This window comes from Streptomyces sp. P6-2-1 (assembly GCF_050613165.1).
Classification (GTDB): domain Bacteria; phylum Actinomycetota; class Actinomycetes; order Streptomycetales; family Streptomycetaceae; genus Streptomyces.
The window spans coordinates 1,174,519-1,194,518 of record NZ_CP192513.1 but is presented as its reverse complement, the minus strand read 5'-3'; the positions used below and the strand labels follow the sequence as shown (position 1 = coordinate 1,194,518).

Genomic DNA, 20,000 nt, shown 5'->3' with positions numbered 1-20,000 from the left:
GCTGCTTTCGGGGCCCGGGACTGCTGCCGGGGAACGGATCGGCGGTACGGGGCGGGACGCCGGGGGTACGGGGCTGGGACGCGGCGGTACGGGGCGGCGCGGCGGTACGGGGGCGCGGGGCGGCGGTGCGGGGGCGCGGGACGGCGGTGCGGGCGGCGGTACGGGGGCGTGGCCGACCGGCCCCGTGGTCACCGGCGGGGCGGCGCGAAGCCTCCCGCCACCCCGCCCCCGGGGACCGTCACCACTCGATGCCCCGCTGCCCCTTCTGCCCGGCGTCCATCGGGTGCTTGATCTTCGTCATCTCGGTCACGAGGTCCGCCGCCTCGATCAGCTCCGGCGGCGCGTTGCGCCCCGTGACGACGACGTGCTGGTTCCCCGGCCTGGCCCGCAGGGTCGCGACGACCTCGGCGGTGTCGATCCAGCCCCAGTGCAGCGGATAGGCGAACTCGTCGAGCACGTACAGCTTGTACGTCTCGGCCGCGAGGTCCCGCTTGACCTGCTCCCAGCCCTCACGGGCCTTGTCCTCGTTGGAGTCCTGGCCGTCGCGCTGCACCCAGGACCAGCCCTCGCCCATCTTGTGCCAGGCGACGGTGCCGCCCTCGCCCGATGCCCCGAGCACACGCAGCGCGTTCTCCTCGCCGACCTTCCACTTCGCCGACTTGACGAACTGGAACACGCCGATCGGCCAGCCCTGATTCCAGGCCCGCAGCGCGAGCCCGAACGCGGCCGTCGACTTGCCCTTGCCCGGGCCCGTGTGGACCGCGAGGAGCGGCCTGTTGCGCCGCTGGCGCGTCGTCATTCCGTCGTCCGGCACGACGGCCGGCTGTCCCTGCGGCATTACGCTGCCCTCCTTGTCGTGGCGGCGCCCTGTCCGCCCCGTACGTCCTTCACGAGCCCCGCGAGCGCGTCCGCGCGCAGCGCGTCGAGCGTCACCGCGCTCCCGCCGAGCCGCCCCGCGAGATCGGCGGCGAGCCCGAGCCGTACGGGCCCCGCCTCGCAGTCCACGACCACCGAGGCCGTCCCTTCCGCCGCGAGCAGCCCGGCGGCGCGGCGCGCGAGCGGCAGCGGCTCGGGGCCGCCCGTCGCCCGCCCGTCCGTCACGACGACGAGCAGCGCGCGCCGCGCGGGATCGCGCAGCCGCTCGATCCGCAGCACCTCACGCGCCTTCAGGAGCCCCGCGGCGAGCGGCGTCCTGCCCCCGGTCGGCAGCGAAGCGAGCCGCGCCGCCGCCGTGTCCACGGACGACGTCGGCGGCAGCGCGAGAGCCGCCTCGCGCCCGCGGAACGTCACGAGCCCCACCTTGTCGCGCCGCTGGTAGGCGTCGAGCAGCAGCGAGAGCACCGCGCCCTTGACCGCGCCCATCCGCCGCCGCGCCGCCATCGACCCCGAGGCGTCCACGACGAACAGCACGAGATTGCCCTCGCGCCCCTCCCTGCTCGCGAGCCGCACATCGTCCTTGCGCACCACGAGCCCGGGACCGCTGCGCCCGCGCGCCCTCTGGTACGGCGCCGCGGCGCGGACCGTCGCCGCGAGGTGCAGCGAGCCGAGCGCGCCGCCGCGCGGGCGGTACGAGCCCGTCGTCCTGCCGTGCGCGGTCCGCGCCCGCGACCGGCGCCCCGCGGCGCCCTCACCGAGCCCGGGAACGCTCAGCTTCTTGGTACGGAAGGGTGCGGAGGCGGGAGCGGCGGGCTGCTCAGCCGCGCCCGCCGCGCCTTTTCCCTCGGCGTCCGAGGGGGACGCGGGGGCCGAGGGCGCCGTGGGGCCGGTGGGCGCGTCGCCGCCGGGTGCCTCGGAGGGGCCGTCCTCGCTCCCTCCGGTACGGTCCCGGCCCGTGCGGTCATCGGGACCCCCGCCCTGCGGCGGGACACCGCCCCCGCCGCCCGGCCCGTCCGGCCCGTCACCGTCCCCCGGCCCCTCCGGCTCCTCCTCCGGCCCCGCGTTCTCCTCAAGGACCTCGTCGAGCTTGTCCTCGTCGAGCCCGGGCGCGTCGAAGGGGTTGCGGCGGCCGCGGTGCGGGAGCGCGAGCAGCGCCGCCCGGCGCACGTCCTCGGCGAGCACGGTGTCGCGGCGCGCCCAGGCGGCGAGCGCGGTCGCCGTACGGGCCATGACGAGGTCGGCGCGCATGCCGTCCACCTCGAAGGCGGCGCACGTCGCGGCGATCTGGCGCAGCGCGGTGTCGCCGAGCACGACGCGGGGCAGCAGCGCCCGGGCCTCGGCGATACGGGTGCGCAGGGCCGCCTCGTCCTCGGCGAAGCGCGCGGCGAACGCCGCGGGATCGTCCTCGTACGCCATGCGGCGCCGTACGACCTCGACGCGCTCGTCCGTCTCGCGCGAGGCGGCGACCTCGACGGTCAGCCCGAAGCGGTCCAGGAGCTGGGGGCGCAGCTCGCCCTCCTCGGGGTTCATCGTCCCGACGAGCAGGAACCGCGCCGCGTGCCGTACGGAGACGCCTTCGCGCTCGACGGACGAGACCCCCATCGCCGCGGCGTCGAGGAGAAGGTCCACGAGGTGGTCGCCGAGGAGGTTGACCTCATCGACGTAGAGGATGCCGCGATGCGCCGCGGCGAGGAGCCCCGGCTCGAAGGCCTTGACGCCCTCGGCGAGCGCCCGCTCGATGTCGAGCGCGCCGATGAGCCTGTCCTCGGAGGCCCCGACGGGCAGCTCGACCATCCGCGCGGGGCGCGGCGCGCCCGCACCCGTGTGCGGCCCGTCGGGGCACCGGGGATCGGGAGCCGCCGGATCGCAGGAGAAGCGGCACCCCGCCACGACGTCGACCGCGGGCAACAGCGCGGTGAGCGCCCGCACGGCGGTGGACTTGGCGGTCCCCTTCTCGCCGCGCACGAGCACGCCGCCCACGCGGGCGGAGACGGCGTTGAGCAGCAGGGCGAGCCGCAGATCGTCCTGCCCGACGAGCGCGGTGAAGGGATAGGGATGGTCGGGGGTGTGGGTCATGGGGGTCTTCCTTCCAAGCGGCGTCACGAATGGGGCCCCTCCGGGGAGCGGGGAGCGGAATCCTGGGCCGGAGCCCCGGGAGGTCACCCGGGTGCCCCCGGCGGCACGAAGGGCAGGCCCGGCGGAGCCCCCCGCTCGATCAGCCGCAGCAGCGCCGCGGTGTCCGCGTGTTCCTCGATCAGGTCGGCCAGCCCCTCCAGCTGCTCCTCGCGCAACGCCCCGAACTCCGTGTCGGGCGCGGGAACGAAGCGCCGCCCCGCCTGCGCGGCGACCCTCCGCAGGAAGGCACGCCGGAAGCCGTCGCTCTCCAGGGAGCCGTGCCAGTGCGTCCCCCACACGGCGCCCACCCGGCAGCCGTCCAGGAACGGCTCGTCGCCGCCCCGCACCTGCGCGATCCCGTGATGGATCTCGTACCCGTCCACGGCCTCGCCGAGCGCCGTCCCGGAGGGCCTGGCCAGCGTCTTCTCGCGCGCGAACCGCACCCGTACCGGCAGCAGCCCGAGCCCCGGCACGGTCCCCGCCCGCGACTCCACGTCGTCCTCGATCAGCTCCCCGAGCAGCTGGAACCCGCCGCAGATCCCCAGCACGGGCCGCCCTTCGGCCGCCCTCGTGGCGAGCGCGTCGGCGAGGCCCCGCTCCCGCAGCCACGCGAGCGCCCGCACCGTGCCGCGCGTCCCCGGTACGACCACGAGGTCCGCGTCCACGAGGTCCTGCGCCCGGTCCACGAACCGCACGACGACGCCGGGTTCGGCGGCGAGCGCGTCCACGTCGGTGAAGTTCGACATGAGCGGTACGGCGCACACGGCGACCCGCAGCACCTCGTCCCCACAGGGCTCGGCGAGCCGCGACTCGCGCACCGCGCCCCGCAGCGAGACGGCCATGCCGTCCTCCTCGTCGATGCCGAGCCCCGGCCTGAAGGGCAGCACCCCGAAGGTGTCGCGGCCCGTCAGGTCCCGCAGCATCCGCAGGCCCGGTGCGAGCAGCGAGACGTCACCGCGGAACTTGTTGACGAGGTACCCGGCCACGAGCGCCTGGTCCTCCGCCGAGAGCAGCGCCGTCGTCCCGAAGAACGAGGCGAAGACCCCGCCCCTGTCGATGTCCCCGACGACCACGACGGGCAGCCGCGCGGCCCGCGCGATCCCCATGTTGACGAGGTCGGTACGGCGCAGGTTGATCTCCGCCGGGCTCCCCGCGCCCTCGCAGATCACGGCGTCGTACGTGCGCCGCAGCTCCGCGAGGCAGTCCACGACCGTCCCGAACAGCTCCGACTGCTTCCCGCCGTGGTAGCCGCGCGCGCTCAGCTCGCCGAGCGGCTTCCCGAGCAGCACGACCTGGCTGGAGCGCTCCCCGCCCGGCTTGAGCAGCACCGGGTTCATGAGCGCGCTCGGCTCGACGCGCGCGGCCTGCGCCTGCATCGCCTGCGCGCGGCCGATCTCGGCGCCGTCCCGCGTGACGAAGGAGTTGAGGGACATGTTCTGCCCCTTGAAGGGCGCGACGCTCACCCCTCGCCGTACGAGCCACCGGCAGATCCCGGCCGTGACGACACTCTTGCCCGCGTCGGAGGTCGTGCCCGCGACGAGCAGCCCGCCCCCGGTCACCGCGCACGCCCGGGGACGTACCGCGACACGAGGAGCCGCGCGGCGACGCACACCCCGAGGGCCGCCCACGTCACGCGGCGCGAGAGCCGTACGGCCCGCTCCACGTCCGGCACGGCGACGGCCCGCCCGCGCCGCGCGTTGAGCACCGGCCTGTGCTCGACCCGCCCCCCGTACGACAGCGTGCCGCCGAGCCGCACCCCGAGCGCGCCCGCGAAGGCCGCCTCGACGGGGCCCGCGTTGGGGCTCGGGTGCCGGTGCGCGTCCTCGCGCACCGCGGCGAGCGCGGCACGCGGCCCGCCGCCCGCGAGCGCGGCGAGCCCTGCGGTGAGGCGCGCGCCGGGGAAGCCCATGAGGTCGTCGAGCCGCGCGGCCGACCAGCCGAAGCGCAGGTACCGCAGCGACTTGTGGCCCACCATCGCGTCGAGCGTGTTGACGGCACGGAAGGCGAGGAGCCCCGGCACCCCGCCGAGCGCGCCCCACACGAGCGCCCCGACGACCGCGTCCGAGGTGTTCTCGGCGACGGACTCGACGACGGCGCGCGCGATCCCCTCCGCGTCGAGGTGGCGCGGATCGCGCCCGCACAGGTGCGGAAGGCGCTCGCGCGCGGCGGCGAGGTCTCCGGCTTCGAGCGCGGCGGCGAGCGCCCGCCCCTCGCGCGCGAGCGAGGTACCGCCCACGACGGTCCAGGTCACGAGCGCGGTGAGCGCGGCGGAAGCGACGGGAGAGCGGCGCGCCGCGGCACGGGACACGACGGCCCCGAGCGCGGTGGCGCCGCCCGCGCACAGCAGCGTGTGCAGGGCGCCCGCGCCCCGGTGGTCGCGCCACAGCGCCTTCTCCGCGAGGCCCGCGAGGCGCCCGTAGACGGCCACGGGGTGAGCGCGGCGCGGGTCGCCGAAGAGGGAGTCGCCGAGCAGACCGGCGGTGGCGCCGACCGCGAAAACACGTCCGGCAGGCATGGCGTCAGTCCGCCGTCACGCCTCGCGGGGGGGACAGGAGGGCTGGCGGGTGCGCACTGCGGCGGATGCCGGGCATGAGGGGTGTCCTACTCTCAGGGTCCGCGCCCTGGTACGACGTGATTCGGCGCCGGGAGTTCCTGACTTACGGGGATCACTCCCCGCTCACAGTGGCGGGACCGCGCCGGATTCGCACCGGTACTTCCTCCACAGCCGCCGAAATGGCCCCGGCAGTGCATCACGCCCCGAGACCGGGCGTCAACTCGCACTTGACGCAAGAGGGGCATACCGGCCGGGCCGGGACGCCGGGTCCCCGCGCCTCCTCCGCCGCCCCGGCACGCGAAAGCCCCGCGCCGCCCCCTGCCGGGAAACCGCGCGGGGCCCGTGCCGCCGCTCCGTCTCAGCCCACGATCACGTAGATCCCGAAGGCGACCGCGGCGAGGCACACCCCGAAGCACGCGTACGCGCCGAGCCGGGCGAGCAGCGCCCGGCCGCCCGCGCCCGTACCGCCGCCCGTCCCCGTACCGCCGCCCGCGCCCGCGCCGCCGTCCTCCGCCGTCGCCGCCGAGGCACGCGAGAGGCCCGCGATGCCGAGGGCGAAGGCGCCGACGAGGCCCACCGTGACGAGCAGGCTCACGCCGAAGACGGAGCCGAGTGCCGCCCAGTCGATATTCATGCGGGTTCCTTTCAGGCCGCGGTGCCGGAGCCCGCGGTGTGGCGCGGGGCCTCGGCCGTCGTCGGCGGGGCGGGGAGTTCCGCCGTGAGCGGGGGGTGGGCCGTGGTCAGCGCGTCCGGCGCCACGGCCGCCGTCGGCTGGAGCGGCACCGTGAGCGTCCCCGCGGGCGGCGGCGCGACCGAGGCGAGTGCCTGCGTGACGATCCCGGCGGGTTCGGCCTCGCCGGTCACGTCGTGGTGGCTCACCGGCTGGCGCCGCGACAGTACGTAGATCGTCGCCGCGCCCGCGAGGAGCAGCACCCCGGTGAGCGCGACGCCCCACGTGCCCTGCCGGGTCAGGAATTCGGCGCCCGCGCCCACGAGCGCGGCGGCGGGCAGCGTGAGCACCCAGGCGATGGCCATCCGCCCGGCCGTCGACCACCGCACCGTGCCGCCCTTGCGCCCGAGCCCCGCGCCCATCACCGAGCCGGAGCACGCCTGGGTCGTGGAGAGCGAGAAACCGAGGTGCGAGGAGGCGAGGATGACGGTCGCCGCGCCGGTCTGCGAGGCGAAGCCCTGCGGCGGCGCGAGATCGGTGAGCCCGGTGCCCATCGTGCGGATGATGCGCCAGCCGCCGAGGTACGTGCCGAGCGCGATCGCGCACCCGGCCGAGAGGATCACCCACACCGGCGGGTTGGAGCCGGGCTTGAGCACGTCGCCGGTGACGAGGGCGAGCGTGATGATGCCCATCGTCTTCTGCGCGTCATTGGTCCCGTGCGCGAGCGAGACGAGCCCGGCGGAGGCGATCTGCCCCACCTTGTAGCCCTTCGCGCCGGTCTTCTCGTCGACCTTGCGGGTCAGCCGGTACGTCAGCCGGGTCGCCGCGAAAGCGGCGAGACCCGCGACGACGGGCGCCGCCACGGCCGGGATCACGATCTTGGTGACGATCGTGCCGCCATTGACGCTGGAGAAGCCCGCCGACATCACGGCGGCCCCGATGAGCCCGCCGAAGAGGGCGTGCGAGGAGCTGGAGGGCAGGCCCAGCAGCCATGTGAGGAGGTTCCACAGGATCGCGCCGACGAGCGCCGCGAAGATCACTTCCGTCCTGAGCCCGGACTCGTCGACGATTCCCCCCGAGATCGTCTTGGCGACCTCCACCGAGAGGAAGGCACCCACGAGGTTGAGCGCCGCGGACATCGCCACGGCCGTCTTGGGCTTGAGGGCGCCGGTGGAGATGGTCGTTGCCATCGCGTTGGCGGTGTCGTGGAAACCGTTCGTGAAATCGAACACGAGAGCGGTGACGATCACGATCCCGAGGAGAAGCGTGATGTGTTCCATTTACCCAGGCTTCTGTTGGACGTCAATGTCACGCCGAACGTAAGCAATCCGAGTGAACGGAAGATGAACTGGGGCGGGCGCTGTGGTGACTCGAACCGGAGCGCGCCGGCCCGGGCGCGGCGCACGGGCCGCGCCCGGACCCCTGGACGCGCCCCGCCGGGTTCCGCTTGCGCCCCGCGCACCTGCCGCGGCCGCTCCCTCGCGGCGCGCCGCTCACCCGTCCGTGAAGCGCTCCAGATCCCCCTCGGACCCGTTGAACACGTTCTGATCCCCGGGCAGCGGCCCCTTCACCGCGTACTGCCACACCGTCCAGTACCTCCACCCCGCGGGCAGTTGCCCCGGGTCGTCCGCCCAGTTCGCGAGCCACAGCGGGTGCGTGGCGGCGAAGGCGGTACTGCGCCCGGTACAGGTGTCCCACCAGTGCGCGCTCGTGTAGATCAGCGGCCGCCGCCCGGTCAGCCGCAGCGTCTCGTCACTGAAGTCGCTGATCCACGCGCGCATCTTCTGCTTGCTGATCCCGTAGCACTTGTGCGCGCTGTTGTACGGGTTCGCCTCCAGGTCGAGGGCGGGCGGCAGCGTCCGCCCGTCGGGCCGCCAGCCGCCCCCGTTGCGCACGAAGAAGGCGGCCTGCTCGGTGCCGGAGGAGCGGTCGGGCAGCGCGAAGTGGTACGCGCCGCGCAACAGCCCCGCCTTCGCCGCGCCGTCGTACTGCTCGCGGAAGGTGGGGCTGCGGTACGTCGTCGACTCGGTCGCCTTCACGTACGTGAACCGCGCGCCCGCGGCGCGCGCCTTGGCGAAGTCCACCTTCTCCTGGTGCGCGGAGACGTCGTGCCCGTGCGGCCCCGCGGGCCCGGCGGCGAGTGCGGGGGTCGCGGAGAGCGCCACGGCGGCGAGGACGGCCGGGCCGAGCAGGGCGGAACGGGTGCGGCGAAGACGCTTCATGTGGCCCCCGGTGACGAGAGGACGAACGGAAATTCCGGCGAGCGTAACGGCTTATCGGTATACAAAGCGGGAAATAAGCTCGTGATTTGCCGCACTCATCCGTTCGTGTCCGCGCCGGAGCGGCTGCGAGGATGACGGACATGACACGGACCCCGTCACCTGGGACCCGCGCCGCGTGGGCGGAACTGCTCGCCACGGCGCGCCGCAGCGTCACCGACGGACTCGTCACCGGCACCTCGGGCAACCTCTCGGTACGGGTCCATGACCCCGCGCTCGGCACGCTGATCCTCGTCACACCGACGGGCGTCCCGTACGAGGCGCTGGGCGCGGACGACCTGGTGGCCGTCGACCCGGCGGGCCATCAGGTCATCGGCACTTTGCGCCCGACGAGCGAACTCCCGCTCCACCTGGCCGTCCACCAGGACCGCCCGGAGGCCAAGGCCGTGGTCCACACGCACGCGGTCCACGCGACGGCGGCCTCGCTCCTGGTGGACGAGGTCCCTCCCGTCCACTACGTCACCGCCCTGTTCGGCGGCCCCGTCCGCGTCGCCCCGTACGCCCGCTACGGCACCGCGGCCCTCGCCGAGGCGGTCCGCACGGCCCTGACCGGCCGCACCGCCTGCCTCCTCGCCCACCACGGCACCCTCACCCTCGCCCCCGACCTCGCCACGGCCTACGCGCGCACCACGCAGCTCGACTGGCTCTGCCACCTCTGGCTGACGGCCGCCGCACTCCCCGGCCGCACCCCCCGCGTCCTGTCCCCGCAGGAGCTGACCGAGGCGGCCGGCGCACTGAGCGGCTACGGGCAGCCGAGCGCCGGGCCGGGGGACTGACGCCCTTCCCGCGGAGGACGGGGGCCCGGGGCCGGGGACCGGGAGCGTCCGGGCGGGCGCGGGTACGGCTTCCCGGCGGGGGCCGTGCGGGCTTCCCGGCGGGGCCGTGCGGTGCGCCGCGGGGTGTTCCCGGTGGGCGGCGTCTGGTGCGTGGGCGGCGTCTGGTGCGTGGGCGGCGTCTGGTGTGTGCGGGGTCCGAGGCCCGTGCGGGTTCCGGGGCCGGTGCGGTGATGCCGCCGGGCCGGGGTGCCCCGCCCCCGTTCTCCGCACGGTCGCCACTGCGCCGCACGGGCGCACTGCCCGCCCCCGGCGGGAGGAGCGGCCGAGAAGGGGAAGACGCCTGGAAGGCGCTCCCACACCGTGGTGCCCGGAGAGGAATCGTCCCGTGCCGCAACCGAGCCGTACCGGCCTGCCCCGCGTCCCCGCCCCGCACCACCTCAGCCGTCACCTCACCCGCCGCCTCCCCGCCCGCCTCCGCCTGGTCGTCGTCGCCCGGCACCTCCCCGTGGTCGGCCCCGCCCTCACCGCCCGCAGGCTCCTGCGCCTCGCGCGCCTGGCCCGCCGCCACCGCCCCGCCCGGCGCCGCCCCGCGAAGGGCTGGCGCCCCGCGTCCCCGCCCCGCCCGGCCGGAACGCACGCCCGCCCGGCGGCCGCGCCCCCCTCACCCACCCGCGGCCGTCCGGTGGCCGGGTCACGGGGGCGGGCGGAGACTGGCGGGGTGCGCACCGTGAAGACCACCGCCCAAGCGACCGCGGCGGCACTGACCGCCCTCCTCGGCGCAGGTGCCGCGGCCGTCGCCGCCGGGCGCCTGGCGGGCGAGGCGGGCCTGCGCCCCCGCCCGGGCCGCCCCCTGCCGACCGAGCCGAAACTCACCGTGCACACGGCGACCGCCGACCGCATCACGCTGACCCGCGCCCTCGCCTCGCTCCGCCCCGGCGTCTACGGCCTCGCGGGCGAGGACGGCAGGCACGCCGCGGTCGGCGGGGTGCTGGAGGCCGAGGCGCACAGGGCCGACACGGTGGTACGTGAACTGCTCGACGGCGAGGGGGAGTTCACACCAGGCACGCATGCGCGACTCACCCCCCAGGTGTACACGGGCACCCCGCGGACGGCCCTCGGCCTCGCCTACGAGGACGTCGAGATCCCTGGCCTGCCGGGCGCGCTGCCCGCCTGGTTCGTCCCCGCGGCGCGCGCGACGTGGGTGATCGCCGCGCACGGACTCGGCACGACACGGGAACACGCCCTCGTGCTCATGGACTTCCTGCACCGGCAGCAGTTCCCCGTGCTCGACCTGTCCTACCGCGGCGACCCGGGTGCCCCGGCCGCCGCCGGCGCGCTGTCGCGGTTCGGCGCCGAGGAGTGGCAGGACCTCGAAGCGGCCGTGCGGTGGGCGGTGCGGCACGGGGCCCGCCGGGTCGTCCTGCTCGGCTGGTCCACGGGTGCCGCGATGGCGCTGCGCGTGGCCGCACGCTCGGAGCACCGCGAGCGCATCGCCGGCCTGGTCCTCGACTCACCGGTCCTGAGCTGGCAGTACGCGCTCGAAGGGCTCGCCAGGGCCCGCCGTACCCCCGGCTTCGTACTGCCCCTCGCCGTGCGGGCGGCGCAGGGCCGCGCGGGCCTGCCCGCGGAACGGGTCGACAGGGCGGCCGACCCGCACGCCCTGCGGGTCCCGGTCTTCCTCGCCCAGAGCGAGGACGACGCCCTCGCCCCGTACCCCCTGGCCCGCGCCTTCGCGCGCTCGCGCCCCGACCTGATCGTGACCCACACGGTCGACAAGGCCCCGCACGGCGCCGTCTGGAACCGCGACCCGAAGTCCTACGAGGAATCCCTCCGCCGCTTCCTGACCCCCCTCATGTGAACCCCGTCATGTGAACCCCGGGCCGGATGCGCGCCCCCTGGCCGGGCCGCGTCCGCCCGGTCACGACCGCTCCCGCGCGTTCCGTCGCGACGCCGTTGCACGAAAGCGAGCAGGCCTTGTCCCATCACCTCGATTCCCCCCTCGCACGCCAGGATCCCCGCCTGGACATCACCGACCTGTACGTGTTCCGCGGCGAGACGGGCACGGTGCTCGTCCTCGACCACAGCCACTCCGCCGCGGGCGAGGACATCCCCAGGGGGCCGCACCCCGAGGGCAGGTACGAGTTCAAGATCGACACGGACGGGGACGCCGTCGAGGAGGTCGCCTACCGCTTCACCTTCGCCGAGGCCGACACGGAGGGCGTCCAGCGCTACGAGGTGCGCCGGCTGGACGGCGCGGAGGCCCACGACGACTCCGCGGAGGGCACGGTGATCGCCCGGGGCCGCACCGGCGAGACGGTGGACCTGCCCGGCGGCGGCCGGGCCTGGGTCGGCAAGGCGGGCGATCCCTTCTGGATCGAGCCGGACGTCCTCCACCAGGTCGGCCACGCCTTCCAGGACGGCACGAAGGCCGACCTCTCCGGCTGGGACCCGGCGAAGGCCACGAACGCCTTCGCCGGGCACACGGTCCACGCGATCGTCCTGGAGCTGTCCGACGCCGAACTCCTCCCGCTCGCGGGCGAGGACCGCCGCATCGGCGTGTGGGCGCTCGCCTCGCTCGCCACCGACGCGGGCGGCTGGCGGCCCGTCAACCGGGCCGGACTGCCGATGATCCACCCGCTCTTCGCGCAGTTCGACGCCGCGCTCGGCGACCGCCTCAACGAGAACACCCCCGCCGAGGACCGCGCCCTGTACGCCGAGAGGCTGACCCGCTCCGTCGCCTCCGTCGTCCGCGCCTACGGCACGTCGGACGAGCCCGAGGCGTACGCGAAGGGCTTCGTGGACCGCGTCCTCCCGAACGTTCTCCCGTACGAGGTCGGCACCCCCGCCACCTACGGCTTCGCCCGCTGGAACGGCCGCACCCTCACCGACAACGCCCCCGACGTCATGTTCTCCCTCGCCGCCAACACCCCCCTGGGCCTGGGCATCGACAAGAACTCCGTCACCAGCGAACCCCGTACGACCTTCCCGTACGTCCCCCCGGCCCCCTGAGCATCCCGGCCCCTCCGGCGTGTGAGGGACCGGGGCCGGGGGGCGGAGCCCGACGAGGCCGACGCACGGCAGCGCCGACACCCCGCCCGCAGGGGCTACGGCCCCTTTCGTCCCGGTCTCACGCATTCCGTTTGGGCTTTCGGCCCGTCAACGGGGAGACTGCCTTGCGTGACGTCCCGTATCCCGCGCGACTCCAGGCTCCGACTCGTCGGCCGCGCTCCGCTCGCGGCTCCCGTCCGTACGGTCGCGGAAGGGCGGCCACGCCGCCCCGCTCCCCGCCCGCCGGAGGGCACCCCGCCGCCCGCCGAACTGGCCCGCGCGGCCCGTACCGTCCTCGCCGGCGCCGCCGCGCTCGCCCGGTGGAGCGCCGAAGCGCTCCGCCCCGCCGCCACCGGCCCCCTGCGCACCCCACCACCGGCCCACCGCGGCCATGAGGGCACGCTCAGCCCCGCCCAGTCCGCCGAAGCGGCCGCCGCGCTCGGCCTCGATCCCGCCGAGGTACGCGCCCACTGGGACGCCGCCAGGCTCGCCGGTCTCGTCGAGACCCACGGCGGCCACGCCCGCCCCGGCTGGCGCCTTCGCGCCTGGGACCGTGACGACATGGCCGTCCTGCGCGGCTGGGTCGCGCTCTTCGACGCCTGGTCGCTCTTCCACCCGGCGCACGCCGAGAACCCGGCGCCCATCGATCCCACGGCGGTCGCCGAGGTCGTCGAGGCGATGCCGCAGCTGCTCTCGGTGCTTCAGCTCTCCGCGGGGACGGCCTCCCGCGAAGAGCTGCTCGACCTCCTCGAACAGCGGATCACCGAACTGCGTGACGCGCGGTGCGAACTGCCCGCGCCCGGCCTCACCGCGCCCGCGCCCGCCCCGCTCCCCGAGCTGTTCGACTGGGCGCTCGACCGGCTCGCCGGCGTCGGCGCGCTCACGCTCCCGAAAGGGGACGGGGGCGAGATCGCGCTCACCCCGCTCGGCAGCTGGGCGGTGTGGGTCAAGCTCGAACAGATCTGCGTCGCCGCGCAGTCCCCGGCCGGGAACATCGAGCAGTCCGCCGAGGACATGCTGCGCGGCTGCGTACGGCTGCGCCCGGGCGAGGCCCGCGCCGAGTACCGCGCCTGGATCGCCGCCCGCACCGTCGGCACCGCCGTACAGGAACTCCTCGACGCCGCGCGCGGCGACGACGCGCTCCTGCGCCAGCTCGCCTTCGACGCCCTGCGCGCCGTCGGCGCCCCCGCCGAGCCCGGCGTGCGCGAGGTCAGCGGGGAGCTGCCGCTGCGCCCGTACGCGCTGCTCTGGCTCGCCGAGCAGGAGGGCGGCGACGCCGAGGACGCGCACGCGCTCCTCACCCGCGAGGAATCCACCTGGTTGTGGATCGACACGGCGGCGGCGCTCAACGACCACGGCGACACCGAACTCCTCGTGCGTCACATCGAGGCGGCCGACCAGCCCACGATCCCCGCCCTCCTCGACGAGGTGCGCGCCGCCGGTCACCCCCTCACCGTCCAGGTCCTCCTGGCCCTCGCCTCGGCCCACCCCGACCCGGCCCTCGCCAAAGCGGTCCGAAGGGCCGCCTTCCAGGTCCACACGGGGGGCTGAGACGCGAAGCGGCGCCGAATCCGGCCAGGACCACCGCGATCCGGCCTCTCCGGTGGGCGCGGGGCCCGGGGCCGGCGGCGGAGCCCCGCGGGGCGGGCCCGCGGGCAGGGCGGGCCCGTGGGCGGGGCACCCCGCGCGCCCTGGTTAGACTGGACGCTATGGCCCTCCTCCTCGCGCATTAGCGGCGGCGCGCTCCGCCTCATCCGCCCGACCGCCGTTCCTCACGCCCAGGAGTACGTCCATGATCACCGCCACCGGCATCGAGCTGCGCGCCGGCGCCCGCATCCTCATCGAGAACGCCAGCTTCCGCGTCGCCAAGGGCGACCGCATCGGGCTCGTCGGCCGCAACGGGGCGGGCAAGACCACGCTCACCAAGTGCCTCGCGGGCGAGGGCCAGCCCGCCGCCGGGTCGATCACCAGCTCGGGCGAGGTCGGCTACCTCCCGCAGGACCCCCGTACCGGCGACCTCGACGTCCTCGCCCGCGACCGCATCCTCTCCGCGCGCGGCCTCGACGTGACGCTGCGCAAGATGCGCGAGAACGAGGAGCGCATGGCGAACGGGCAGGGCGCCACGCGTGAGAAGGCGATGAAGCGGTACGAGCGCCTGGAGACCGAGTTCCTCACCAAGGGCGGGTACGCGGCCGAGGCCGAGGCCGCGACGATCGCCGCCGCGCTGAGCCTGCCCGACCGCGTGCTCGGGCAGCCGCTGCACACCCTCTCCGGCGGTCAGCGCCGCCGCATCGAACTCGCCCGCATCCTCTTCTCCGACGCGGACGTCCTCCTCCTCGACGAGCCGACCAACCACCTCGACGCCGACTCGATCGTGTGGCTGCGCGACTACCTCAAGACGTACCGCGGCGGCTTCATCGTGATCTCCCACGACGTCGAACTGGTCGAGACGGTCGTCAACAAGGTCTTCTACCTCGACGCGAACCGCTCGCAGATCGACATCTACAACATGGGCTGGAAGCTCTACCAGCAGCAGCGCGAGGCCGACGAGAAGCGCCGCAAGCGCGAGCGCCAGAACGCCGAGAAGAAGGCCTCGGCCCTCAACGCGCAGGCCGACAAGATGCGCGCCAAGGCGACCAAGACCGTCGCCGCGCAGAACATGGCGCGCCGCGCCGAACGCCTGCTCGCGGGCCTGGAGGACGTGCGCCAGTCCGACAAGGTCGCCAAGCTCCGCTTCCCCGACCCCTCGCCCTGCGGCAAGACCCCGCTCACCGCTGAGGGCCTGTCGAAGTCGTACGGGTCCCTGGAGATCTTCACGGACGTCGACCTCGCGATCGACAAGGGCTCCCGCGTCGTCATCCTCGGCCTCAACGGCGCAGGAAAGACGACGCTCCTGCGCCTCCTGGCGGGCGTCGAGAAGCCCGACACGGGCGAGGTCGTCGAGGGTCACGGACTCAAGCTCGGCTACTACGCGCAGGAGCACGAGACACTCGACCCCGAGCGCACCGTCCTGGAGAACATGCGCTCATCGGCGCCCGACCTCGACCTCGTCGAGGTGCGCAAGGTGCTCGGCTCCTTCCTCTTCTCAGGCGACGACGTCGACAAGCCCGCCGCGGTCCTCTCCGGCGGCGAGAAGACCCGCCTCGCGCTCGCGACGCTCGTCGTCTCGGCCGCCAACGTCCTCCTCCTCGACGAGCCGACGAACAACCTCGACCCCGCCAGCCGCGAGGAGATCCTCGGCGCCCTGCGCACCTACAAGGGCGCCGTCGTCCTCGTCACCCACGACGAGGGCGCCGTCGAGGCCCTCTCGCCCGAGCGGATCATCATGCTCCCCGACGGCATCGAGGACCTCTGGGGCGCGGGCTACCGCGACCTCGTCGCCCTCGCCTGAGCGGCTTCCCGGCCGTTGTTCCGCCCCGCCGGGCACCCGTGATCACTTTCCGCACGGCCGAATGATCGAGTCCTCATCGATCATTCGGCCGTGCGGGAACTCCGTCATCTGGGTGAGAACACCTCGTATCCGGGAGTGTCGGCGAGTGATATTCCCGGCCCACCGAAGTTTCCGCACCTATTCCGTTCACACCCCTCCCACCAGCGGTTTCCCCGAGTAATTCCGGATGTGTGCTCGGCGGCACACGGACGGAACCCGGAATTCCGCCCCTGCGGACCGCAGTGCTTTACCCAAAGCTTCTCCTGTGGACCTTGCCGAATGGGTGGCCAGGATTGCCGACAGGGGTGATCATGAGAGTCCAGAGCGCACTTCCCATGAGGAGGCACGGGTGGCCGAGACTCTGAAGAAGGGCAGCCGGGTGACCGGCGCCGCGCGCGACACGCTCGCGGCAGACCTGAAGAAGAAGTACGACGGCGGAGCGAGTATCCGGGCACTGGCCGAGGAAACGGGCCGGAGTTACGGATTCGTCCACCGCATGCTCAAGGAATCGGGCGTGACGCTGCGCGGACGCGGCGGAGCGACCCGGGGCAAGAAGACGAGCGGCGAGAGCTGAGCAGTCGCCGCACGTCCCGACACCTCGCGGCACCTCGCGAGGAGTGGGCTCCACGCGGTGACCACCCGGGTGTCCGGACCTCCGGCCGGGTGGTTACTGTGCAGTCACTTACGACGGCACAGGCACCCGGAGGCCCGCGATGACCACACCTGCCCAGGACACGGCAAGCCCCGCACCCGGCGACATCCTCTTCGAGGAGGACGGCGTACGCCTCGACGTGCGGGACGAGACCGCCACCGTCACGCTGACCAACCCGGCCAAGCGGAACGCCCAGACCCCCGCGCTGTGGCGGGCGCTCGCGCGCGCCGGGAGGGAACTCCCCGGCAGTGTGCGGATCGTGGTGCTGCGCGGCGAGGGCCAGTCCTTCTCCGCCGGGCTCGACCGGCGCGCCTTCACCCCCGAGGGCTTCCCCGGCGACATCTCCTTCTTCACCCTCGCGAAGGCCCCGGAGGCCGAACTCGACGCGACGATCGCCTTCTACCAGGAGGCCTTCACCTGGTGGCGGCGCCCCGACCTCGTCTCGGTCGCCGTCGTCCAGGGCCACGCCATCGGCGCGGGCTTCCAGCTCGCGCTCGCCTGCGACCTGCGCGTCTGCGCCGAGGACGCGCGCTTCGCGATGCGCGAGACCAGCCTCGGCCTCGTCCCCGACCTCACCGGCACGAGCCCGCTCGTCGGCCTCGTCGGCTACGGGCGCGCGCTGGAGATCTGCGCGACGGGACGCTACGTCGACGCGGCCGAGGCCGCCCGCATCGGCCTCGCCAACCTCGTCGTGCCCGCCGACGCGCTCGACGCGGCCGTCACCGAGTTCACGACCGCCCTCCTCGCGGCCCCGCGCAACGCGGTCAACGAGACGAAGGCGCTCCTCCAGGGCGCCGTGCACCGCCCCTTCGACGAGCAGCGCGCCGCCGAGCGCCAGGCCCAGGGCCGCCGCCTGCGCGAGCTGATGGGCGACGGCGAGTAGGCGAACGGCCGGGCACGGGCCCTTCGCGGGGCGATCTCGCGTACGGGACGAGGAACGGGGATCTCGCGTACGGGCCCGTGCGCCTCCGCGCGCGAGGCCCCCGCGCGCGAGGTTCCGTATGCGAGGTCACCCCCGCCATCCCGTCACCAGCACCGCCACCTCCGCGCCCGCCCCCAGTACCCCGCCCGCCGCCGCGCGCACCGCGCTGACGGTCTCGGGCAGCGGCCGCGCGCCCGAGGCGATCAGCTCGACCCGCACCGCGCGCTCCCCGCTCGCCGTGGGCCCGATCCGCACCGCGCGCCCCGCGGGGCCGAAGCGCCGCGCGAGCCCCGCGACCCCCGCCACGGCGAGCACCGCGCGCCCCACCTCCGCCTCCTCCCCGTCGCCGTCCGGCTCCTCCTCGGCGGCCTCCTCGTCCAAGGACGCGGGCTCCGGGGCCTCGTCGAGCAGCTCGGCGACCCGCAGATCCACCGCGTCGACAGCGAGTCCGAGCCCCTCGCGTGCCGTCTCGGCCAGCGCCTCGCGCAGCGCGTCCGTCACCTCGGTGAGCGGCCCGGCCGCATGGACCCCGCACACGGCGGTGAGCCGCAGCGGCCCGGGCGCCGAGGCCGTCGCCGGCACGGGGAAACCGGCCCCCGCCGCGGCGGCCTCCTCGCCCTCGGCCCCCGCCGCGGCGCCCTCCTCGCCCTCGGCCACCGCGGCGAAGCCCACTCGGCCGAGCGCGACCCCCGGCACCGCCTCACCCGTTCGGCGCAACGCGGCCGAGGCCGCCGATTCCGTCAGCCAGGCCCCGCCCGTGCCCCCGACCAGCGGCAACAGCCTGCCCAGAGCGAGCTGATCACGTACTGTCCGGTCCCATCGCCGTTCCGTCATGGGACCAGCGTGCCGCACCGGACCCCCGCGCCGGAGCGCGAAGTACCGCGTGGCCCCTTAGTGTGCTCGAAAGGAGTGCCCTCTCCGTGCCCCTTTTCGTGCCCCTTTCGAGGAAGGCTGGAGCGCCATGAGTGAGAACACCCAGAACCAGAAGAACGACGAGGCCGCGGTGCGCGGCAAGACCACGATCGCGGACGGCGTCGTCGAGAAGATCGCCGGTCTCGCGGCCCGCGACGTCTACGGTGTGCACGCGATGGGCAGCGGCGCGGCCCGCACCTTCGGCGCGATGCGCGACCGCGTCCCCGGCGCGAGCAACTCCAAGTCGGTCACGCGCGGCGTCAAGGCCGAGGTCGGCGAGAAGCAGGCGGCGATCGATCTGGAGATCGTCGTCGAGTACGGCGAGCGGATCGCCGAGGTGGCGCGCGCGGTGCGCGAGAACGTCGTCACCGCTGTCGAACGGATGACGGGCCTGGAGGTCGTCGAGGTCAACATCCTCGTCAGTGACGTGAAGCTGCCCGATGAGAGCGATGACGACGACGACAACGCCGGTTCGCGCGTCCAGTGACGCGTCAACGGCTCGAACGGGAGAGGACACCATGAGCTGGGCCGTACTCGGTCTGATCGTCGGCATGGCGCTGGGCTTCGCCGGGTACTTCGGCGGGTTCGGTGCCTTTCTGCTGGTCGCGGCGCTGGGCGCCGTGGGTTTCGTCGTGGGCCGGTTCCTGGACGGGGACCTGGAGCCCGGAGAGTTCTTCCGGCCGCGCGATCGCGGCGACCGGCGGTGAGGGGGAGTGCAGGGTCAGGACGCCGTCGAGCCCGCTGAGCGCGGGGCGACCCGTATCGCCGACCGCGTCGTCGCCAAGATCTCCGCGCAGGCGGCCCGCGAGGCCATCGCCCCCGTGCCACCGGGCGCCCGCGCCCCGCGCACGGCCGTCTCCGTGCACCGCGAGACCGCGCGTGTCAGGGTCAGCGTCGAACTCGGCTACCCGAGCGACCTCGGAGCCCAGTGCGGCGCGGTGCGCCGGCGGGTCACCGAACGCGTCGGCGACCTCGCGGGGATGCGGGTCCCCGAGGTCGCCGTGCAGGTCGAACGGCTGCACCTCGTCCCGCAGTTGTCGCCCGCGCCCGTACCGCGGGCCGGGTCCACGCCCGAGGCCACGCCGGAGGCCGAGGAACCATCCCCGGAGGCAGCCCCGTGAGCACAGCGGACAGCCCGCACCCGCCTGTCCTGGAGAAACCGGAGAAGACGGGCGCCCACGCCGCGGCGCCCCTGCCCGACCCGGACGCACCCCCCGTGGCGCGCGCCGGGCGCTTCTGGGCGGCCCGCCGCGTACCGGCCACGATCCTCGCCCTGATCCTGACCGGCGCCTCGGGGCTCTTCCTCTACGACGTCGTCGCGGTGCGCGCCGGGCACTCCGCGATGAGCTGGCGCAAGGAACTCGCCAAGGGACTCGCCGACCACCGCCTCGACGACACCTGGGTCCTCGTCGGCGCGGGCGTCGCCGCCGCGCTCGGCCTGTGGCTCCTGTTCCTCGCCCTCACCCCGGGGCGCCGCCGTCTCCTGCCGATGCGCAGGCCCTACGCGGGGGTGCGCGGCGCACTCCACCGGCAGGCCGCCGCGATGGTCGTACGGGACCGGGCCACGCAGGTCTCCGGCGTCCGCTCGGCCCACGTCACCGTCCGGCGGCGCAAGGTCACGGTGCGCGCGCTCGCGCACTTCCGCGAACTCGACGAGGTACGGGCCGAACTCGCCCAGGTCCTCGGCTCCACCCTCACGGAACTCGGCCTCGCCCGCACCCCGCGCCTCGTCGTGCGGGTACGGCGCCCTGGGAAGGACTGAGCGG

Annotated in this window: 19 protein-coding genes and 1 riboswitch; of the genes, 11 read left to right on the top strand and 8 right to left on the bottom strand. The window is 74.8% G+C overall.

Translation table 11 applies throughout. The features are described 5' to 3' along the window. Positions 1–238 precede the first annotated feature (238 nt). From cobO to ACQYWQ_RS05275, 7 genes are all read right to left on the bottom strand, one after another. A complete protein-coding gene (cobO, locus tag ACQYWQ_RS05305) occupies positions 239–838 on the bottom strand; it encodes a cob(I)yrinic acid a,c-diamide adenosyltransferase (RefSeq protein WP_431032717.1) in 600 nt (199 codons plus the stop codon). After that, on the bottom strand, positions 838–2,952 hold the full coding sequence (locus tag ACQYWQ_RS05300; RefSeq protein WP_431032716.1) for a putative cobaltochelatase: 2,115 nt from the start codon (positions 2,950–2,952) through the stop codon (positions 838–840). Before ACQYWQ_RS05300 ends, cobO begins: the two co-directional genes overlap by 1 nt. Positions 2,953–3,035: 83 nt before the next feature. Then, positions 3,036–4,550: a cobyric acid synthase gene (locus ACQYWQ_RS05295; protein WP_431032715.1), complete on the bottom strand. Its 1,515-nt coding sequence runs from the start codon at positions 4,548–4,550 to the stop codon at positions 3,036–3,038. Continuing rightward, the gene (locus ACQYWQ_RS05290) at positions 4,547–5,506 is read right to left on the bottom strand and encodes a cobalamin biosynthesis protein (RefSeq protein WP_431032714.1); all 960 of its coding nucleotides are present in this window, start codon (positions 5,504–5,506) and stop codon (positions 4,547–4,549) included. The genes ACQYWQ_RS05295 and ACQYWQ_RS05290 overlap by 4 nt, the downstream gene beginning before the upstream one ends. A gap of 112 nt (positions 5,507–5,618) precedes the next feature. Then, positions 5,619–5,750: riboswitch (cobalamin riboswitch) on the bottom strand. 153 nt (positions 5,751–5,903) lie between these two features. Next, on the bottom strand, positions 5,904–6,179 hold the full coding sequence (locus tag ACQYWQ_RS05285; protein ID WP_431032713.1) for a hypothetical protein: 276 nt from the start codon (positions 6,177–6,179) through the stop codon (positions 5,904–5,906). Between the two features lie 11 nt (positions 6,180–6,190). Next, positions 6,191–7,495 carry an inorganic phosphate transporter gene (locus tag ACQYWQ_RS05280; protein ID WP_431032712.1) on the bottom strand — a complete coding sequence of 435 codons (1,305 nt, stop codon included), beginning with the start codon at positions 7,493–7,495 and terminating at the stop codon, positions 6,191–6,193. Positions 7,496–7,708: 213 nt separating this feature from the next. Continuing rightward, positions 7,709–8,437, bottom strand: a complete 729-nt coding sequence (locus tag ACQYWQ_RS05275) for a lysozyme (protein WP_431032711.1) — start codon at positions 8,435–8,437, stop codon at positions 7,709–7,711. A 140-nt stretch (positions 8,438–8,577) separates the two neighbouring features. Here ACQYWQ_RS05275 and ACQYWQ_RS05270 point away from each other — a divergent pair, with 140 nt between their 5' ends. From ACQYWQ_RS05270 to ACQYWQ_RS05240, 7 genes are all read left to right on the top strand, one after another. Further along, positions 8,578–9,270, top strand: coding sequence for a class II aldolase/adducin family protein (locus tag ACQYWQ_RS05270; RefSeq protein ID WP_431032710.1), 693 nt, complete (start codon positions 8,578–8,580; stop codon positions 9,268–9,270). A 718-nt stretch (positions 9,271–9,988) separates the two neighbouring features. Next, a complete protein-coding gene (locus ACQYWQ_RS05265) occupies positions 9,989–11,128 on the top strand; it encodes an alpha/beta hydrolase (protein WP_431039069.1) in 1,140 nt (379 codons plus the stop codon). Between the two features lie 116 nt (positions 11,129–11,244). Beyond that, entirely contained in the window at positions 11,245–12,279 is a 1,035-nt protein-coding gene (locus ACQYWQ_RS05260; RefSeq protein ID WP_431032709.1) for a DUF4331 family protein, read from the top strand. Between the two features lie 168 nt (positions 12,280–12,447). Further along, positions 12,448–13,869, top strand: a complete 1,422-nt coding sequence (locus ACQYWQ_RS05255; protein WP_431032708.1) for a hypothetical protein — start codon at positions 12,448–12,450, stop codon at positions 13,867–13,869. 241 nt (positions 13,870–14,110) lie between these two features. Next, positions 14,111–15,709 (top strand): ribosomal protection-like ABC-F family protein, encoded by a 1,599-nt coding sequence (abc-f, locus tag ACQYWQ_RS05250; protein ID WP_431032707.1) that lies wholly within the window; start codon positions 14,111–14,113, stop codon positions 15,707–15,709. Positions 15,710–16,097: 388 nt separating this feature from the next. After that, entirely contained in the window at positions 16,098–16,322 is a 225-nt protein-coding gene (locus ACQYWQ_RS05245) for a helix-turn-helix domain-containing protein (protein WP_431032706.1), read from the top strand. A gap of 139 nt (positions 16,323–16,461) precedes the next feature. Next, positions 16,462–17,283, top strand: coding sequence for an enoyl-CoA hydratase/isomerase family protein (locus ACQYWQ_RS05240; protein WP_431032705.1), 822 nt, complete (start codon positions 16,462–16,464; stop codon positions 17,281–17,283). A gap of 126 nt (positions 17,284–17,409) precedes the next feature. On the opposite strand, the gene ACQYWQ_RS05235 is transcribed toward ACQYWQ_RS05240, so the two are convergent. After that, positions 17,410–18,156, bottom strand: a complete 747-nt coding sequence (locus tag ACQYWQ_RS05235) for a hypothetical protein (RefSeq protein ID WP_431032704.1) — start codon at positions 18,154–18,156, stop codon at positions 17,410–17,412. Between the two features lie 127 nt (positions 18,157–18,283). Here ACQYWQ_RS05235 and ACQYWQ_RS05230 point away from each other — a divergent pair, with 127 nt between their 5' ends. Genes ACQYWQ_RS05230 through ACQYWQ_RS05215 form a run of 4 tightly spaced genes read left to right on the top strand, consistent with a single transcriptional unit; the run spans position 18,284 to position 19,996 of the window. Continuing rightward, a complete protein-coding gene (locus tag ACQYWQ_RS05230; RefSeq protein WP_431032703.1) occupies positions 18,284–18,721 on the top strand; it encodes an Asp23/Gls24 family envelope stress response protein in 438 nt (145 codons plus the stop codon). Positions 18,722–18,752: 31 nt separating this feature from the next. Continuing rightward, positions 18,753–18,941, top strand: a complete 189-nt coding sequence (locus ACQYWQ_RS05225) for a hypothetical protein (protein ID WP_007828675.1) — start codon at positions 18,753–18,755, stop codon at positions 18,939–18,941. A 6-nt stretch (positions 18,942–18,947) separates the two neighbouring features. Further along, on the top strand, positions 18,948–19,355 hold the full coding sequence (locus ACQYWQ_RS05220) for a hypothetical protein (RefSeq protein WP_431032702.1): 408 nt from the start codon (positions 18,948–18,950) through the stop codon (positions 19,353–19,355). Then, positions 19,352–19,996 carry a DUF6286 domain-containing protein gene (locus ACQYWQ_RS05215; RefSeq protein ID WP_431032701.1) on the top strand — a complete coding sequence of 215 codons (645 nt, stop codon included), beginning with the start codon at positions 19,352–19,354 and terminating at the stop codon, positions 19,994–19,996. Before ACQYWQ_RS05220 ends, ACQYWQ_RS05215 begins: the two co-directional genes overlap by 4 nt. The last annotated feature ends 4 nt before the right edge of the window (positions 19,997–20,000 follow it).

What these genes read in the sequence shown, in the direction of transcription:
- ACQYWQ_RS05290 (WP_431032714.1), bottom strand. Translation starts at nt 5,506, where the DNA reads ATGCCTGCCGGACGTGTTTTCGCGGTCGGCGCCACCGCCGGTCTGCTC.
- ACQYWQ_RS05275 (WP_431032711.1), bottom strand. Translation starts at nt 8,437, where the DNA reads ATGAAGCGTCTTCGCCGCACCCGTTCCGCCCTGCTCGGCCCGGCCGTC.
- ACQYWQ_RS05280 (WP_431032712.1), bottom strand. Translation starts at nt 7,495, where the DNA reads ATGGAACACATCACGCTTCTCCTCGGGATCGTGATCGTCACCGCTCTC.
- ACQYWQ_RS05270 (WP_431032710.1), top strand. Translation starts at nt 8,578, where the DNA reads ATGACACGGACCCCGTCACCTGGGACCCGCGCCGCGTGGGCGGAACTG.
- abc-f (WP_431032707.1), top strand. Translation starts at nt 14,111, where the DNA reads ATGATCACCGCCACCGGCATCGAGCTGCGCGCCGGCGCCCGCATCCTC.
- ACQYWQ_RS05300 (WP_431032716.1), bottom strand. Translation starts at nt 2,952, where the DNA reads ATGACCCACACCCCCGACCATCCCTATCCCTTCACCGCGCTCGTCGGG.
- ACQYWQ_RS05225 (WP_007828675.1), top strand. Translation starts at nt 18,753, where the DNA reads ATGAGCTGGGCCGTACTCGGTCTGATCGTCGGCATGGCGCTGGGCTTC.
- ACQYWQ_RS05240 (WP_431032705.1), top strand. Translation starts at nt 16,462, where the DNA reads ATGACCACACCTGCCCAGGACACGGCAAGCCCCGCACCCGGCGACATC.
- ACQYWQ_RS05285 (WP_431032713.1), bottom strand. Translation starts at nt 6,179, where the DNA reads ATGAATATCGACTGGGCGGCACTCGGCTCCGTCTTCGGCGTGAGCCTG.
- ACQYWQ_RS05235 (WP_431032704.1), bottom strand. Translation starts at nt 18,156, where the DNA reads ATGACGGAACGGCGATGGGACCGGACAGTACGTGATCAGCTCGCTCTG.
- cobO (WP_431032717.1), bottom strand. Translation starts at nt 838, where the DNA reads ATGCCGCAGGGACAGCCGGCCGTCGTGCCGGACGACGGAATGACGACG.
- ACQYWQ_RS05230 (WP_431032703.1), top strand. Translation starts at nt 18,284, where the DNA reads ATGAGTGAGAACACCCAGAACCAGAAGAACGACGAGGCCGCGGTGCGC.